The sequence below is a fragment of the Bradyrhizobium sp. CCBAU 51765 genome (assembly GCF_015291725.1).
Lineage (GTDB): Bacteria > Pseudomonadota > Alphaproteobacteria > Rhizobiales > Xanthobacteraceae > Bradyrhizobium > Bradyrhizobium liaoningense.
In genome coordinates this window covers 7,012,375-7,028,785 of the sequence record NZ_CP030038.1, presented here as the reverse complement: position 1 = coordinate 7,028,785, position 16,411 = coordinate 7,012,375, and the positions used below count along the sequence as shown (strand labels likewise).

At 60.1% G+C, this 16,411-nt stretch carries 5 protein-coding genes and 12 pseudogenes; 6 read left to right on the top strand and 11 right to left on the bottom strand.

From position 1 onward, the window contains the following. Positions 1 to 536 precede the first annotated feature (536 nt). A complete protein-coding gene (gene tnpB, locus XH96_RS39955; protein ID WP_194389591.1) occupies positions 537 to 791 on the top strand; it encodes an IS66 family insertion sequence element accessory protein TnpB in 255 nt (84 codons plus the stop codon). 98 nt (positions 792 to 889) lie between these two features. Here the strand turns inward: tnpB and XH96_RS39450 are convergent. Continuing rightward, positions 890 to 1,242, bottom strand: a pseudogene (locus XH96_RS39450) (transposase); the annotation flags it as partial. Between the two features lie 80 nt (positions 1,243 to 1,322). On the opposite strand from XH96_RS39450, the pseudogene XH96_RS32825 reads away from it, so the two are divergent. Beyond that, positions 1,323 to 1,592, top strand: a pseudogene (locus XH96_RS32825) (transposase); the annotation flags it as partial. Positions 1,593 to 1,718: 126 nt separating this feature from the next. Here XH96_RS32825 and XH96_RS32820 read toward each other — a convergent pair. Further along, positions 1,719 to 2,431, bottom strand: a pseudogene (locus tag XH96_RS32820) (IS630 family transposase); the annotation flags it as partial. A 264-nt stretch (positions 2,432 to 2,695) separates the two neighbouring features. Between XH96_RS32820 and XH96_RS32815 the strand changes: the two are divergent. Further along, a pseudogene (locus tag XH96_RS32815) lies at positions 2,696 to 3,807 on the top strand (IS110 family transposase). A gap of 257 nt (positions 3,808 to 4,064) precedes the next feature. Here XH96_RS32815 and XH96_RS39445 read toward each other — a convergent pair. Together XH96_RS39445 and XH96_RS32810 are read right to left on the bottom strand one after the other, a co-directional pair. After that, positions 4,065 to 4,347 (bottom strand): annotated as a pseudogene (locus tag XH96_RS39445) (thiamine pyrophosphate-binding protein); the annotation flags it as partial. Between the two features lie 10 nt (positions 4,348 to 4,357). Continuing rightward, positions 4,358 to 4,627, bottom strand: a pseudogene (locus XH96_RS32810) (transposase); the annotation flags it as partial. Positions 4,628 to 4,703: 76 nt separating this feature from the next. Between XH96_RS32810 and XH96_RS32805 the strand changes: the two are divergent. Both XH96_RS32805 and XH96_RS32800 read left to right on the top strand, forming a co-directional pair. Beyond that, positions 4,704 to 5,806, top strand: a protein-coding gene (locus XH96_RS32805; RefSeq protein ID WP_194389433.1) for an IS3 family transposase whose coding sequence is annotated in 2 segments (ribosomal slippage) — positions 4,704 to 4,965 and positions 4,965 to 5,806 — 1,104 coding nt in all. Because the reading frame shifts where the segments join, the coding sequence is not laid out codon by codon here. A gap of 366 nt (positions 5,807 to 6,172) precedes the next feature. Further along, positions 6,173 to 7,255 (top strand): D-alanine--D-alanine ligase, encoded by a 1,083-nt coding sequence (locus tag XH96_RS32800; RefSeq protein ID WP_194389589.1) that lies wholly within the window; start codon positions 6,173 to 6,175, stop codon positions 7,253 to 7,255. A gap of 221 nt (positions 7,256 to 7,476) precedes the next feature. Here XH96_RS32800 and XH96_RS39950 read toward each other — a convergent pair. From XH96_RS39950 to XH96_RS32770, 7 genes and pseudogenes are all read right to left on the bottom strand, one after another. Then, positions 7,477 to 7,635: pseudogene (locus XH96_RS39950) on the bottom strand (IS3 family transposase); the annotation flags it as partial. A gap of 119 nt (positions 7,636 to 7,754) precedes the next feature. Continuing rightward, positions 7,755 to 7,944: pseudogene (locus XH96_RS39945) on the bottom strand (DDE-type integrase/transposase/recombinase); the annotation flags it as partial. A 67-nt stretch (positions 7,945 to 8,011) separates the two neighbouring features. Continuing rightward, positions 8,012 to 9,518, bottom strand: a pseudogene (ltrA, locus tag XH96_RS39940) (group II intron reverse transcriptase/maturase). Positions 9,519 to 10,178: 660 nt separating this feature from the next. Next, positions 10,179 to 11,173, bottom strand: a pseudogene (locus tag XH96_RS32785) (IS3 family transposase); the annotation flags it as partial. Between the two features lie 109 nt (positions 11,174 to 11,282). Further along, positions 11,283 to 12,095 (bottom strand): IS21-like element helper ATPase IstB, encoded by an 813-nt coding sequence (istB, locus tag XH96_RS32780; RefSeq protein ID WP_210337802.1) that lies wholly within the window; start codon positions 12,093 to 12,095, stop codon positions 11,283 to 11,285. Next, on the bottom strand, positions 12,092 to 13,564 hold the full coding sequence (gene istA / locus XH96_RS32775) for an IS21 family transposase (RefSeq protein ID WP_194394351.1): 1,473 nt from the start codon (positions 13,562 to 13,564) through the stop codon (positions 12,092 to 12,094). The genes istB and istA overlap by 4 nt, the downstream gene beginning before the upstream one ends. A gap of 280 nt (positions 13,565 to 13,844) precedes the next feature. Continuing rightward, positions 13,845 to 14,869 (bottom strand): annotated as a pseudogene (locus XH96_RS32770) (IS110 family transposase). 521 nt (positions 14,870 to 15,390) lie between these two features. Between XH96_RS32770 and XH96_RS32765 the strand changes: the two are divergent. Continuing rightward, positions 15,391 to 16,296 (top strand): annotated as a pseudogene (locus XH96_RS32765) (IS630 family transposase). Positions 16,297 to 16,411 lie beyond the last annotated feature (115 nt).

Here is a 16,411-nt window from a genome sequence, read left to right as displayed (position 1 = left end):
GGTCCATACCGGAGGAGCGATCTGCATCCTGCGGTGAAGTGATATGACCGATATTGGAACTCCTGGCCAACGAGATTAGCGGTAAGCACTCGTAACCCTCGCTTCGGGATCTGGATAGCTATGCGAAGACACCTCCGGCTTTGGACGGAGGTTTTGGATGGGATTGACAGCAAAAAGGACGTCCATTTGGATGGCCCATCCGGAGGGCCGGTTAGCCCGCTGGAATTTTTAAGCATGCGCCGCGTGCGTTCGGAAGCTGAGGGAGCTCGGATTGTCGCCGAGCGTCTGTTGCCCGGTGCCAGATGTCCGAGGTCGCGCGCAGGCACGGAGCGACGCGCTGGCAGATCTACGATGGCCGACGGGGGTTTCACCAGCGAGGCATGTTGCCGCCTTGCGAGGCATCCCCGCCGATATTCGCTCCGCTCGTCGTGGAACGTGCTTTGGAGGAGCTTTCTGCTCCGGCGGATCAAGCTTGAGATCGCGATTGGTGATGTCGTCCTGCGGACGGATGTGATCCGTGCGGTGCGACCATCACGATGATTGCGGCCGGTGCTGATCTGAAGATTCACGTTGGAACGCGGCCGATCGACTTCCGCTGTGGCCACGATGGGCTTGCGGCGAAGGTGCAGGAGATGTTTCGTCTCACTCCGTTCAGCGGGGCAGCCTTCGTGTTCCGATCGAAACGAGCGAACCGAATCAAGATTTTGGTGTCGGATCGAACGGGCCTTGTGTTGCTTCACAAGCGCCTTGAGGGTCGCCAGTTCGTATGGCAGCGATCGCGGACAGCTTGATGCGGATGTCGCCGGCGCTGTTCGCGGCATTGTTCAAGGGGCTGGATTGGAGGTTGGTCCGCCTAGAAGGAGCGCGGCGCCCGCAGGTCGCTGGATCTCAAGAAGCCCTGGTTCTCGCCGCTCTTGATGGGAACGAACCGCATATTGGGACGGGTGAACCGCTTCGCAGATCGCGGCCGCGTCAGCGGCGTCATTCTTGGCTCCTCTTCGTACGTAGGATTTAACATAGGCCGGCGGGATCAATCTCACATCATGTCCAAACTGCCGAATCTCCCGCGCCCAGTGGTGAGCAGTCGCGCAGGCCTCAATGCGAAGGCGCGAGCGAGGAGAAGGACGACACGATCTCGCCTCGCCGGAGGCGTTGGCGACCGGCCACTTGGCCTTGGCCATCAACTGCATGGATGTGAAATACGTGCTTCGAAATGTCCAACCCAATTGTCGCGACTTCCATTGGTGAATTGCTCCTGTTACCGGGTTCGTCCATCGCCAGTATATCGCCGGCGCCGAGGAAGCGGGGCCGTCTTCCCCATCAACGGCCGGCTGCGGGATGAACTGTTGAACGAGACGCTGTTCACGTCGCTGGCCCAGGCCCGCGTCACGTTTGGATGCTGGCGGGCCGATTACAACGATGCACGACCACATTCGCGGCTCGGATGGGAGACGCCGTCCAAGTTGGCCTTGACCTGCCATCCGCGCCGGGATCTGGCGCTGCGCTATGCCGAGGACTCCGCGCCAGCTCCCGTCGCTACCACCGCCCAACCGGGCAAATCCAACAGCCAGGGCGAACTCAGGACTGGATAAAACTTGGGGGCAAGGTCAGCAGCGCCCGATTGCGCTCCATAAGCCTTCGACGGTTCGCTCTACAGCGGTGCGCAGCAGCGCTTTGAGTTTGGAGAAGGCGTTCTCGATCGGATTGAGATCGGGGCTGTAGGGCGGGAGATAAAGGAGCTTGCGCCGGTAGCCTCGATCGCTGCGCGGACGCCTGCACCCTTGTGGCTGCCGAGATTATCCATGACGACAACGTCACCTTCCCGCAATTCTGGAACGAGCACCTGGTCCACATAAGCCTGGAAGGCGAGCCCGTTGATCGGCCCGTCGAGAACCATCGGCGCTACCATGCCCGACAGGCGCAGGCCTGCAACGAAGGTAGTTCGTCTTCCAACGGCCGTGCGGGATGGAGGCCCGCAGCGGTGGCCGCGGGGCGCACGCCCGCGCATGCGCGCCATGTTGGTCGACGCCCATGTCTCGTCAATGAAGATGAGCCTGGCAGGATCGAGGCCAATCTGGCCGTCGCTCCACTCTTCTCGCTTCTTCAGGACGTCCGGCCGCTCTTGCTCGGTGGCATATACGGTCTTTTTTTGAGCGTGATCTTCCGACGCTGGAAGAAGCGTGACAATGCGGAGACGCTGAAGGGTGTGTCCATCGGCGGCGAGCGCCGCCTTCAGTTCCTCCAATGTGTTGTCGGGCTTGGTCGCTATCAGTGCGAGGATGCGCTCAGCCTGCCCTTCGATCGCCCGCGAACGTCGATCGCCGCCCTGTGGCTTCGGCGTGACCTCACCTGTCCTTCGAGCTTGCGCCACCCACCGGATAGCGCTCGACACGCCCACTCGAAAGTGCGCCGCAGCCTCTCGACACGACATGCGGCCCGCGACGGCGGCGAGCACATGCTTGCGCAAATCAATCGAAAGATCTGGCACCATACCTGCCAGCCCCCTTCGCCAGCAGGCACCTTGAATCAGAACCGGCCTGATTTGGGAATCTCAAACGATTCAATCCGGTCGGGAACCGCTCTAGACCCTATGTTCGCCCTCTGAGGTGACGGGCGGCCCGCCCCGCGGCAAGCTCCTATCGAGGGTTGCGCCGGATGGTCCGGCGCCGAGCCTCAAGCATGGGGAGCGGGCCTGATGAACGATAGCATTTTCGTGGGGTTGGATGTGCACAAGGCGACGATTTCGGTTGCGGTGGCCGAAGGGATGCGCGGCGGGGAAGTTCGTAACTTCGGGATCATCCCCAATCGCGCCGATCAGATCGACAAGCTGGCGAAGAAGCTTGGCAAGGGTGACCGGCAGGTAAGTTTTTGCTACGAAGCCGGCCCCTGCGGATATGGCCTGCATCGACAACTGACGGGACTGGGGCACAACTGCATCGTGGTGGCCCCCTCGCTGATCCCGCTGAAGGCCGGGGATCGGGTAAAAACCGATCGGCGCGATGCGGCGATGCTGGCCAAGCTGCACCGGAGCGGCGAGCTGACAGCGGTGTGGGTTCCGGATGCGGCGCATGAGGCCATGCGCGATTTGGTGAGAGCCCGCGCCACAGCGATGCGTGTGCTCGGCAAGGCGCGGCAACATCTCCAAGGCTTTCTGCTGCGGCATGGGCGCATCTATGCCGGGAAGAAGGGGTGGACCCTGGCTTATCGTCGCTGGCTCACCACGGTGCGCTTCGATCACCCAGCAAGCCAAATCGTTCTGCAGGACTACATTCATGCCATGACCGATGCTGAGGCCCGTGTGGACTGCTTGACCAAGCGGATCGAAGAGCTGGCGCCACAATGGTCGATGACGCCATTCGTTGAGGCCGTGCAGGCCATGCGCGGCGTCGCCTTCATCGTTGCCGTGACCGTGGTTGCCGAGGTCGGCGACTTCTCTCGCTTCGACAATCCCGCCAGTTGATGGCCTTTCTCGGCCTCGTGCCGTCGGAGCATTCGAGTGGCGCCACCATCCGACGCGGCGGTATCACCAAGGCCGGCAACGCTCTGGCCAGGCGGGCTCTGATCGAGGGGGCATGGACCTATCGCATGCAAGCCCGCGTCAGTCGCAAGCTCCATGACCGTAACGAGCGCCTGCCACAAGCTATCCGCGATATCGCCTGGAAGGCCCAGGTCAGGCTGTGCGCCCGCTATCGCCGCTTGTCGGCGGCCGGCAAACCCAAGGTGATCGTCACCACCGCCATTGCACGCGAGATGGTCGGCTTCCTGTGGGCGATCACTCGTCAAGTACAACTGGGGCCGGCCGCCTGAAGAGCGCTGCTCGACCATATCGGTGCCCAGGGCAGGAGGCGGGCGCGGTGGGGAATCCTCGTGGCCTGTTATGAGCCGGCATTGTCGACGCTCGCCCCCTAGACCGAGGCAGCCCCAAGACGAAACAACGGTCATGCGGTACCCAACCCGCGAATGAGAGCTTGATCAACCGTCGTCTTTGGCCCTGCCTCCTACCGTGGGCACCTTCGAAGTCCAGCGTCCGGGCGCTCAGCCGGAAGCGGCTCCGCTTGATCGAATCGCTTGACAGCAAACATGAGAGACAGGCTGTTAGCTAGTCCGGGCCCACAATGAAGGAGCGTTGCTGCCGCTCTGTTCGCCATAAGCGCGTTAGCCGTCGGCCGCTCCCGTCACAACGGCTTCGGAAAGGCCAAGCAAGCAGCGCACGTCCGTCTTGCCATCCAGAGCAGCGACGAACTGCATTTCCGGGGTCCCGAGGTTTGCGAAACAGCTATCGAGCCCATTAACCAGGAGCACATCACAAACTAGCTCTGCTCCGGCATCATCCTCATATGCAACCACTGTTGGCGACAAGCAGCTCGCGAAGGGCGGCGGCGTCGAGCATCTGCTCGGCTAGAAGCTTCTTCAGCTTCGCGTTCTCGTCCTCCAGCGCCCTCAGCCGCTTCGCCTCTGAAACGTCCATGCCGCCGAATTTGGCCTTCCAATTGTAGATCGTTGCTTCCGAGACCCCGTGCTTGCGAGCCAGGTCGGCCGTCTTTGCTCCAGCCTCATGCTCCTTCAATACCGCGATAATCTGCTCTTCCGTGAACCTTGCTGCTTCATCTGTCCGTCCTTCTTTGATCTGAGGCCGGCAAACTGGACCATTTTTGGCTAGAGTTCTCGCTGCCGAACCCTTCGGCTGGGAGGAGCGATGGACCATGAAGGCCTCGAAGTTTTCAGACGCCCAGAAGGCGTTCATCCTGAAACAGGGCAACGACGGGGTCGCGGTGGCGGAGATCTGCCGTAAGGCCGGGATCAGCCAGGCGACCTACTTCAATTGGAAGAAGAAGTATGACGGGCTGTTGCCGACCGAGATGCGTCGGCTGAAGCAGCTCGAGGAGGAGAACGGCAAGCTGAAGAAGCTGGTCGCGGACCTGTCGCTCGACAAGGAGATGCTGCAGGACGTGATCCGCCGAAAGCTATGAAGCCTGGTCGGAAGCGCATGCTGGTCGACGCGGTCCGCAGCGAATGGCAGGTCTCGATCCGCCGGGCCTGTGACGCTCTCGAATTTGACCGCTCGACCTACCACTACAAGTCCCGTCGCCCTGGCCAGGCTGCCCTCGAACAGAAGATCAAGGAGATCTGCCATGTTCGTATTCGCTACGGTTATCGTCGTGTTCACGTCCTGCTGCGTCGTGAAGGCTGGCGCCATGGCCAGAACAAGACGCGGCGCATCTATCGCGAATTGGGCCTGCAATTACGCAGCAAAACGCCCAAGCGCCGGGTCAAGGCCAAGCTGCGCGATGATCGCAGGCCGGCGACGCGATCGAACGAGACCTGGGCGATGGACTTCGTCCATGACCAGTTGGCGACCGGACACAAGCTGCGCGTGCTCACGATTGTCGATACCTTCTCCCGCTTCTCGCCAGCGCTGGCGCCACGGTTCACCTTCCGCGGCACCGATGTTGTGGAGGTGCTGGAAAGGGCCTGCAAGGAAGTGGGATTCCCGGCAACGATCCGCGTCGATCAAGGCAGCGAGTTCGTGTCCCGCGATCTTGACCTCTGGGCCTACCAGCGCGGTGTCACCCTGGACTTCTCGCGGCCCGGTAAGCCAACCGACAACGCGTTCATTGAGGCCTTCAACGGCCGCTTCAGGGCCGAATGCCTCAACGCCCACTGGTTCCTGTCCCTTGCGGACGCCCAGCAAAAGGTGGAGACTTGGCGCAGATACTACAATGAAGAGCGGCCCCATGGCGCGATCGGCAATCGACCGCCGATTTTGCTGCAAAACCACGTCGGCGCATCCAGCTCGCCAACGTGATCACGGCGAAAAACTCTAGTTCTGAATGGTCCAAAGTTCGGCCTCGCTGCACTTCGGGCCGGACTCTAACTCCATCTGGAGGAAATACGCAGGGGCAGGTCACCGTCACAAGGCAGGGCCTTCGGTCGTCACTTCCATAGGATGCCGCAAACGCGCGCGATCTTGGGCGGCTCAGCGTAGTCAACGGGACATCGTCATCGACTATCTCCTAGCTGCTTTTCCAACTCTAAGCAGCATTAATAATCAGCGGTCATAAGATTGCCACCCCCTTTTTTTGTAGTTGCAGATCGCCGCTGCGGGTGGTTCCTTCACGCTGTGGCCTATTCCCGCTCGCCACGTCTCGAACCACTTAGGAAAACGCTAATCATGACCACACTAAACGTGGCACTAATAGCCGGCGGCCGCTCTGTCGGGCACGATGTGTCAAGGAAAAACGCTCGATCTATCTATGAAGCCTTGGACCGGAAACGATATAGTCCGATACTGGTCGATGTCGCGCGGGACGGGAAGTGGTGGTTACAGGAGAACATCAAGGAATTTCCGTTACACTCGGAATCGTCAGGTGCGCAAATAATGTTCCTGCCGGGAGGGGGCGGCAAGGCGCTCGTTCATCGGTCCAACGAGGGCGATGGAATATGTTACGTCGACGTAGTGTTCCCAACCCTGCTAGATGGCATTTTGGAAGGTGTACTGGAAACCGCGCAGGTGCCGTTTGTAGGGTCCCGAATGCCTGCGCCGGCATTATGCGCGGACAAGCAAATCACCAAACGAATATTGCGCGACGCAGGCCTCCCCACCAGTCGGTCTCTAGCTCTCATAGATCGAGAGGAGGTTCAATTTAAGTTTGCCCAAGAAGTGCTCTGCAGCCGTTCGCTATTTGTGAAGCCGGCGAGCCTCCATGATTCTATTGGCGTCAATAAGGTCACGTGCGAATCGGAGTTCAAGACAGCTGTCGATCTTGCGTTTAGCTGTGGCAACAAGGTCTTAGTCGAGGAGGACGTCGAGGGTCGTGAACTCCACTGCGCTATTTTACAGGACCCTCTGCAGCCGAATAACTTACTTTGTTCATGGCCAAGCGAGATCATCCTGACTGATCAGCACGCCTTTTTCACGTATCGGGCGAAAATGGAAGGGAAGGGAGTAATATTCAAAACGAAAGCAGAGCTAGACGAAACGGCCGCCGATCGAGTGCGAGCGCTAGCTTGCGAAGCGTTCAGGGTGCTCGGCTGTGAGGCATTGGCCCGCGTGGACTTTTTTATGCGACCTAGTGGGGAACTACTGATTAACGAGGTCGGCCCTAGTCCCAGCCGTACTCCGTCAAGCATGTTTTCGAAGATGATGGAGGAGTCCGGGATCCCGTATAATACGTTAGTACAGAGGCTCCTTGAAGACGCGATTAAGCGCTCCGAGCGAGATAGTAAGCCTATGATTGAGCTGCCGCCGGTTTGATGGAGACCATGATTAGGAGTTTCGTTGAAGCCGGAGATGGACGAAGAAGAGACGGAAGTTCAGTCGCGAGTCCAAGTTCGAGGCGGTCGACCTCTTAGGAGCGAGGGGTGTCGGTGGCGGCGGCCGGGCGCGACATGGATGTCGATAAGAACGTTCTGCGCGAAGGGTAAAGAGTTCGGCTCTGAACCGCCGCGGGTTTGCCGGAGGCCATTTGGTTTTAGTTATGCCGCCATGGCCGGCTGTTCCAGCATGGCGTAGTAGCGTTGCTCGGCTTCGGCCGGCGGAATGTTGCCGATGGGCTTCAGCATCCGCCGGTTGTTGAATCAATCCACCCATTCCAGGATCGCGAACTCGACGGCCTCGAAGCTACGCCATGGCCCGCACAACGCCCGACCGAGAAAGACACTGGGCTGGAAAACGCCGGCAGAAGCGCTTGACGAATTACTGTCATGAGTGAAAACAATTGGTGTTGCGACGACCGTTTGAATCCGCCTTGGCTGCCCCTATCGCTGTGGTGCACGAGACCGCCGCGATGGACCGGCCTTCGATGGTGCAAGGCCTGCTCCAAACGCATCGAGCACGAAGCCGGCGTGCGCCGTGCGCGAGGCCCGCCAGCCCACGATCCTGCGGGCATAGGCGTGGATGACGAAGGCAACGTAGACGAAGCCGGCCCAGGTCGGGAGTGGAGTAAGAAGCGCGAGCGCGCTTCTCCTCCCCGAACCGTACGTGCACCTTTCAGCGCATACGGCTCTCTGTTCAAGCTTGGCCCATGGCCATAGCAACATCCTGATAGTGCGAGGTGACAGTGCTGCGGGCTTCTTTTCGGAAGATGTAGGGATTTTCCTCCGGATTGCGCCATCGGAACTGCGCCTTCGGACTTGAGACAAGCCGGTAAAGTGCTTTTCCGTGGGGCCCGCCGCGTTCATTTCGACCAAACACGAGCCAGGTTTTCGCCTTGCCCGGTTCCGGGGGGCGGTACCATTTCCGCATCAAAGGTTTGATGCGAGACCGGTATTTGTGCCCCAGCCAGTGCGCCATTTTCCAGAATACGACATGGTCGATGCGCCGGAATACGTGCGCGGTGAAGTCGGTGAACTTATAGAACGCTGCCCATCCCGCCACTTGACGGTTCAGGCCAGCGATCATGTCGACCGTGCTGACACTATGATTGCCGGAAAGGGCTTCAGTGAGCCTGCGAACAAACTCCTTCGCCTTTTCCTTGGGTATCGTTGTGACGACGGACATGCGCCCGTGCGACCCTCGCTTGCGAATGATCCTGTGCCCCAGAAAGACGAAGCCGTCATTGACGTGAGTGATATGGGTTTTCTCCATGTTCAGCGTCAATTTCAGCTTGCCTTCCAGAAAGGCGCGGCATTCTTCGCGGATTTCCTCTGCTTGAGCTTTGGTCCCTTTTACGATGACGACAAAGTCGTCAGCGTATCGGCAATAAGCAACCGCCGGCTTCCATTGCGGTTCTCTCGAACCGTGATCGGGCGGCCGTTCCATGCCCAGTCCTTGCGAGCCTTGTCGCTCAGGTATTCGCCTCCAGCCACGCATCAAACTCGTGGAGCATGATGTTGGACAAGAGCGGTGACAGCACGCCACCTTGCGGAACACCCTCGCTGGAGGCTGTAAACAGGTCACGGTCAATGTGACCTGCCTTCAGGAACCGCCAGAAGATCAACAAACCGCCCGTCCTGCACTCGTCGCCGCACACATCTGATAAGCAGCCGATGATGGACCGTGTCGAAGTAGCTTGCCAGATCACCTTCGATGATCCAGCGCCCCTCGTCATGTCGGCTCCATCCTGGAGCTGTATCTTCACGGTGCGGACGGCATGGTGCACGGTCCGTTCAGGCCGGAAGCCATAGGATAGGCGATGGAAGTCGCTTTCCCAGATTGGCTCCATGGCCATGAGCATGGCTCGTTGGACGATGCGATCCGTCAGGGTCGGAATACCCAGTGGGCGTAGCTTGCCGTTGGTTTTCGGGATATGGATTCGCTTCACCGGCTGGGGGCGATAACTCTCCTCCAGCAGGCTTTTCCGCAGGTCATCCAGATGCGGATCCAATCTGACCTGCAGTCGTTGCCTATCTATGCCGTCGATGCCCGGTGTTCGTGCGCCACTTGACGCCAGAACAATCCGAGCGGCCTCGGCAAGCCATTCCCGGTTGGCAATCAGCCGAAGGAGGCGATCGAACCTTCGGTTCGGATCGCTCCCGGCCCATGTCGCGAGCTTGTGCTGCATTTCACTGATTATCAAAGGTCTTCACCTCATTGGGTCAGGTAGTTTGCACTCCAAGCAGTTTGAACTGTTCCCCTTCGCCATGTGGCAGGCGTTCCCTTCCGCGGACTACTACGGAAACTCCGCCAGCATGGTGGACGTCAGGGGCAACTCCCTTGCGACACAAAGCATCGTGGGTATTCCATCATGCCTTCCCTCGTTCATATGCTGGACGTCATCGTATTGGTGAGGCTGCCGGTCGCAGTCTTTTCCCTTGCTTTCCGCAAGTCGATGCCGATGCCATGGTCTGGCTGCGTTCTCCCCATGACCCCTCGCGAGCGTCCTTACATCTGGCCCTCGCGTTCGGATGCCGGCCGTCGTATCTGTCCGGCGACATCATCAGCATTCCACCTGCTAAGCCGTGTAGGCGGAGGCGACATTTCAGCCCTCAGATGCGGGTGAACCGGTTCGTGTTCCTCAACCTTCCAATACTTCAGCCTCGGGGACCATCTCGGCTTAACGGCGTCGCCTCAATCCCCTTTACCTGCGGGCTACGTCACCCTGCCAGTTGACGACAGGTCACCGCCGCTTGGGCTCATGTCCCCTCACAGCAGGGGACAAGTCATTTTTTTCTTCCTCCTTTCGCTTTTGCATTCCAGTCATACGCGCTTTGATCTTCCACCGAAAAAATGGACAGGGTTAAGCTGCTTTTAGCTCCATCTCGATCGGGCTGATAAAGCCGATGGCGGAGTGACGGCGAACTCGATTGTAGAAGCCCTCGATATAGGCAAAGAGATCCCGTGTGGCTTCTGCCCGCGTTTCATAGTGCCGGTGGTGAACGAGCTCCGTCTTGAGCGTGTGAAAGAAGCTCTCCGTCGGAGCATTGTCATAGCAGTCGCCCTTGCGGCTCATCGAGGCCCTGAGGCCGGTGGCTTGCATCAGCTTGCGATAATCCGCCGATGCATATTGAACGCCGCGATCGGAATGGTGGATCAGGCCGGCATTTGGCCGCTGGGCCGCGATTGCCATCCGCAACGCCGCCAGAGGCAGCTCGGCGCGCAAATGATCCGCCATCGCCCAGCCGACGATCTTGCGGCTGTAGAGGTCCATGACCGTGGCCAGATAGAGCCAGCCCTGATCAGTTTGGACATAGGTGATGTCGGCGAGCCAGATGTGGTTCGGCGCGGCGGCGACGAAGTTGCGCTCGAGCAAGTTCGCCGCGATCGGGAAATCGTGACGGCTGTCGGTGGTGCGCACCCGTCGCGGCCTCGCCATCATGGCTCTGATACCGTGACGACGCATCAACCGCTCGATGCGACCACCGCTCGCTCCACGGCCTTGGGCTCTCAGCTCGGCATGGATGCGCGGGCTGCCGTAGCGGCCGTTTGTATCGCGATGAACCCGCTTGATGTCGTCGACGAGCTCACGGTTGGCAATGGCCCGCTGGCTCTCAGGGCGCGCTCGCCAGGCGTAATAGCCAGCAGGCGAGATGCCAAGCACGTCGCACATGATCGTCACTGGATAGTCGGCGCGGCGATCTTCGATGAAGCGAAATCTCATTTCTGAACTCCAGCAAAGATCGCAATGGACTTTTTTAAAATATCCCGCTCCATGCGCAGCCGGTCGTTCTCGCGCTGCAGACGAGCGATCTCCGCCGCGTGGTCCGCCGACGGCTGTAGCGCGGCAATCTGGGTAGGAAGTGCGCGGCAATCAGGATGGCGAGGCAGTGTCGCGGCCTGATGATGATTGCCGCGATGATTGTCGCGCGCAAGAGTTTTGTTGAACTCTGATTGTCGCGCAGCGTCAATCAGCGACGGTTTTGGGTGTCGCGTGCGATGGCGGCCGTCCTGGACCGCGTTTTCGTTCGAGGGCGGTCCGTCTGCGAGAGCTCTCGACGTTCATCTCGACGATGGTGGCGTGGTGAACGAGGCGATCGATGGCGGCGAGGGTCATGGCGGGGTCCGGGAAGACCCTGTTCCATTCGCCGAATGGCTGATTGGCGGTGATCAGCATCGAGCGGCGCTCGTAGCGTGCACTGATGAGCTCGAACAGCACGCTGGTCTCGGCCTGATCCTTGGTGACGTAAGCGAGATCATCAAGGATCAGGAGATCGAAGCGATCGAGACGATTGATGGCCGCCTCGAGGTTGAGCTCGCGTCGCGCCAGCTGGAGCTTCTGCACGAGATCGGTGGTGCGGGTGAAGAGGACGCGCCATCCGTTCTCGACGAGGGCCAGGCCAATCGCTGCCGCCAAGTGGCTCTTTCCGCCGCCGGGCGGGCCGAACAACAGCAAATTGGCGCCCTTGCCCAGCCAGCTGTCACCGGCGGCGAGCGCCATCACCTGCGCCTTCGAGATCATCGGCACGGCTTCGAAGTCGAAGCTGTCGAAGGTCTTTCCGGCGGGTAAACGTGCTTCGACAAGGTGTCGTTCGATCCGACGGCGGCCGCGTTCGGCGATCTCGTGCTCGGCGATGGTCGCGAGGAAGCGGCCGGCCGGCCAGCCTTCCTTGTCGGACTGTTCGGCAAATTGCGCCCACAGCACCTTGCTGGCAGGCAGCCGGAGCTCATTGAGCAACAGATTGAGGCGCGCGGCATCAACCGTGTTCGTTACGCTCATGCGGCACCTCCGGTCTCGGCGGTACCGATGAGGCATTCGTAGGTCGCAAGCGGCACGAGCTGCACCACGACGTTCGGCAGGTTGGCGGGATCGGGGGCGAAGTGAGCACGTAGCCGGTTGAGGTCGGGCAGTCGGCCGGCCTCGAGATCGGCGGTGAGCTGATCGGCGAGTTCGGCCTCGCAGCCGCGTTCATGGGCGAGCGCGAGGAGATCGACCATGATCCGGCAGGCTTTTTTGTCCGGCAAGCGTTCGCGCAAGCGATCGAAGGTCTTCCGATAGGCATTCCGCGGGAACAGCCGATCTCGGTAGACCAGATTGAGAAGCGCCATCGGCTTGCGCCGCAGGGAATGGATCACGTGCCGATAATCGACGACCTGGTCGTACTTGCCATTGGGATGCGGCCGCCCACGCGGCAGGGTGACGAGATGGGTGCCGCCGACGAACACGTCGAGACGATCGTCGTAAAGGCGCACCCGCAGCCGGTGACCGATCAGGCGCGATGGCACCGTGTAGAACACCTTGCGCAGGGTGAAGCCGCCGGACGAGGTCACGCGGACGATCACCTCTTCGTAGTCGGAGGTGCGCCGATCGGGCAGCTCCTGCAACACCACGCGCTCGCTATCGATCCGCTTGGCGTTGCGGGCATTGCGGCGGCTGACGATCTCGTCGATGAAGCCGCGATAGGTGGCAAGATCGTCGAAATCGACAGTTCCGCGCAGCAGCAAGGCGTCCGCGATTGTTCGCTTGAGATGACCGTGAGGCCCTTCGATCGAACCATTCTCGTGAGCAACGCCTCTATTGTTGCGGGAAGGCCGCATGCCGTAGTGGGCACAAAGGGCCTCGTATCGCTGCGTCAGATCGTCCCGTGCATCGCGATCGAGATTGCAGAATGCGGCCGACAGACTGTCGGTCCGATGCTCCCGCGGCGCCCCACCGAGCGACCAGAGGGCATTCTGCAGGCCCTCGGCCAGGGCAACGAAGCTCTCGCCGCCAAGCACGACGTGGGCGTGCTCGAACCCGCAATAGGCCAAACGGAAGTGATAGAGACGATGATCCAACGGAGCACCCGCGATCGTAACACCCAACTCGCCCATGTCGGTGAACTCGGAGAGGCCGAGCTGGCCAGGCTCGTGGGTTTGGCGGAAGATTACCTCCTGCTCCGCGCCGTGGATCGCCCGCCATGCACGGATCCGACGTTCCAGGGTACGACGGATACCGGTGCCCAGATCCGGATGACGTCGTAGCATCTCCTCGAAGACCGCCACCGGGCGTAAGCCAGGTGCCGCCTTCAGGATTGGGACGATCTCGGTCTCGAACACGTCGCTCAACGGGTCCGGTCGGCGCCGGCCGCGGGGAGCCTTCCTTTGCGATGGAAGTCGGGGGTCGCTCTCGATCCGATAGGCGGTCGACGCACTGAATGACGCCTTGGCCGCCGCCACTGGCGGGCTATCGGTCTGACGGTACTTCATGTAGAGCCTTCTGTGGTTGCCGCCTGTAATGCAAGAAGTTTCTGTCCCTTTGGTGTGTGATCGAGTGCGGTCTTCTGTCAGGCCTTTCATTGCGGCGCTTGCAGAAGCCGCTGGCCGGTATGGTGATCCGCGGGTCAGGTCCAATTCTCATCTCCGAGCACAATGGCTCTTTGGCTCTAGCTGGTTTCCCTGATCCAGATCTGTTCGATCATTACGCCCATTCGGGTCGTCGACTTCTCACACCCCCTCACCAACCCAGGCTATTCAGTGCTGCATGAAATCATGCCGTCACGACCTGCGTCGGATGTCGATAGTCCTCCTTCCGGATGAGCATGGCCCAAATCGCCCGAGCCATCTTGTTCGCCAGGGCGATCGCCACCAGCATGCGTGGCTTCCTGACGAGAATCTGCGCAAGCCATGAGCCTTCGGGGATCGACTTGCGCCCCAGCCAGTTCAATCGCGACATAGCTCCAACGATGAGTAATTGGCGAATGTCCGCTTGTCCCTCTCTCGAAACGCGCCCAAGCCTTTCCTTTCCTCCGGAGGAATGTTGCCGCGGGACTAAGCCGAGCCAAGCTGCGAAGTCTCGACCACATTTGAAAGTTGTCATATCGGGCGCGAAAGCCTCGATCGCCAGCGCGGTCAGCGGACCGACCCCTGGCATTGTTTGCAGCCGGCGCGCCGCTCCCGTCCGCGCCGCCAACTTCTTGAGTTGCTCTGTCTTGGCATTAATCCGCTCCGTCTTCTGGGTAATTTGATCAATGAGACTCCAGCATTCCTCCCGAACTAGTTCCGGCAGATCGACGTTCGGCTCCTTGAGGATTGCGGCAATGCGTTTAAGTTGTTCGATGCCTTGTGGGACGGTATGACCAAATTCGTAAACAGCAGCACGTAATGCGTTGACTAAATCAGTACGCTGACGAACAAGCCGCTGCCGAGTCCGAAATAACATTGCTCTGGCCTGCTGCTCTTCCGATTTCGGCTCGACGAAGCGCATCTCTGGGCGCTGTGCAGCGATCACTATTGCTTCGGCATCAGCCGCGTCGTTTTTTGGCGCTTCACGAAAGGCTTCACGTATTGCGGCGCGATCAGTCTAACTTCATGGCCGAGCTTAACCATCTCTCGTGCCCAATAGTGAGCGCTGCCGCAAGCTTCCATCACCACCATTGCCGTTGGGTGCTCCGCCATGAACTTCCTGAACTGTGGCCGAGACAGCTTCTTTCGAAACTTGAGATGCCCAGTTGTTGATGCGCCGTGGAGCTGGAAGACATTCTTCGCCAGATCTACCCCAATCACCGTATCCATCAATTTGCCGTCCTCTTCGCTGTGATCAAACAACACGTTTTTGGCACATATCGATGCCATCGAGGGAGGGCGGCAACCATCCCATCTCATCTGGTGATCTGTGATGTGTCGGCCGGGCAAGCGAGTGATTCCTCTTGGCGGAAGAACCACTTGCATAACCCCGCCGGCCGCGATCACCAGTCGGCGCGGTCCTCCTCGGGATCGCGCCGACGCTGGGCTCGTAACTCCGGTCGGGCTACGCCCTCCCTACGTCACGAGCCCAGCGAAACTCTCCCACCTTGATTGACGCTGCCTTCCATCCTGATCGCCGCGCGACAGACGGCAGCACGCCGTCGGCTCCAGCCGGGCCCCTCGCTGCTCCACCCACCGCCCTAGCACGGAATCACGCAAGCCAAGTTCCTTCGCAACCGAGCCGATCGCGCGACCGCTAAAGCGGGATGGGGTTAGGTTGAATCGATTTGGGATTCCCAAATCAGTGAGTTTCTGATTCACCATGCTGGCTGGGTTGGAGGCCAGCATGGATGGGCAAGCCTTATTCTCTGGATCTCCGTAAGCGTGTCGTGTCCGCGATCGTGGGCGGGATGTCCCGCAATCAGGCAGCCAAGCAGTTTGGGGTCGCGATCAGCACGGCCATTGGCTGGATGAAGCGGGTCGATGAGACCGGCAGCGTCGAGCCGGGCCAGATGGGCGGTCACAAGCCGAAGGCGGTTTCGGGAGACCACGCGGTCTGGCTGTCGCGACGGCGATTTCACCATACGCGGGCTCGTTGCCGAGCTCGCCGGACGCGGCCTGAAGGTCGACTACCACTCGGTGTGGGACTTTGTGCATGCCGAGAAGCTCAGCTTCAAAAAAAAGCGTGGCGGCTGGCGAACGCGATCGCCCCGAGGTGGCGCGGCGAAGGTCGCGTCGAAGCTGAGCGGCTGGTCTTCATCGACGAGACCTGGACCAGGACCGATATGGCCCCCTTGCGGGGATGGGCGCCGCGCGGACACAGACTTCACACCAAGGTTCCCCACGCCCGTTGGAAGACCATGACCTTCCTGGCGGCCCTGCGCCATGACCGGATCGATGCGCCATGGTTCATCGAAGGGCCGATCGATGGCGTGAGCTTTCGCACCTATATCGAGAAGGTTCTTCTGCCCGTCCTTCGACCTGGCGATATCGTCGTCTTGGATAACCTCGGCAGCCACCGGAGCAAAGCAGTTCGTCAGCTCATCCGTTCGGTCGGCGCCAAACTGTTCTTCCTGCCGAAATACTCGCCCGACTTGAACCCGATCGAACAGGTCTTTGCCAAGCTAAAGCATCTGCTCCGAAAGGCCGCCGCGCGAACTGTCGACGCGGTCTGCGCCGCAATCGGCTACGCACTCGATGCCTTCAGCTCCGAGGAATGCGCCAATTACCTCAAAAACTCAGGATATCGAACCTAATGCCATCATGCTTTAGACGCTACGAGATCAACCGCTTGCCGCTTGTAGTCATCGGTAAACGAGCGACGTTGACGTCCTTCCATCCGACACCTCCTGGCTCTTCGAGCCTACTACG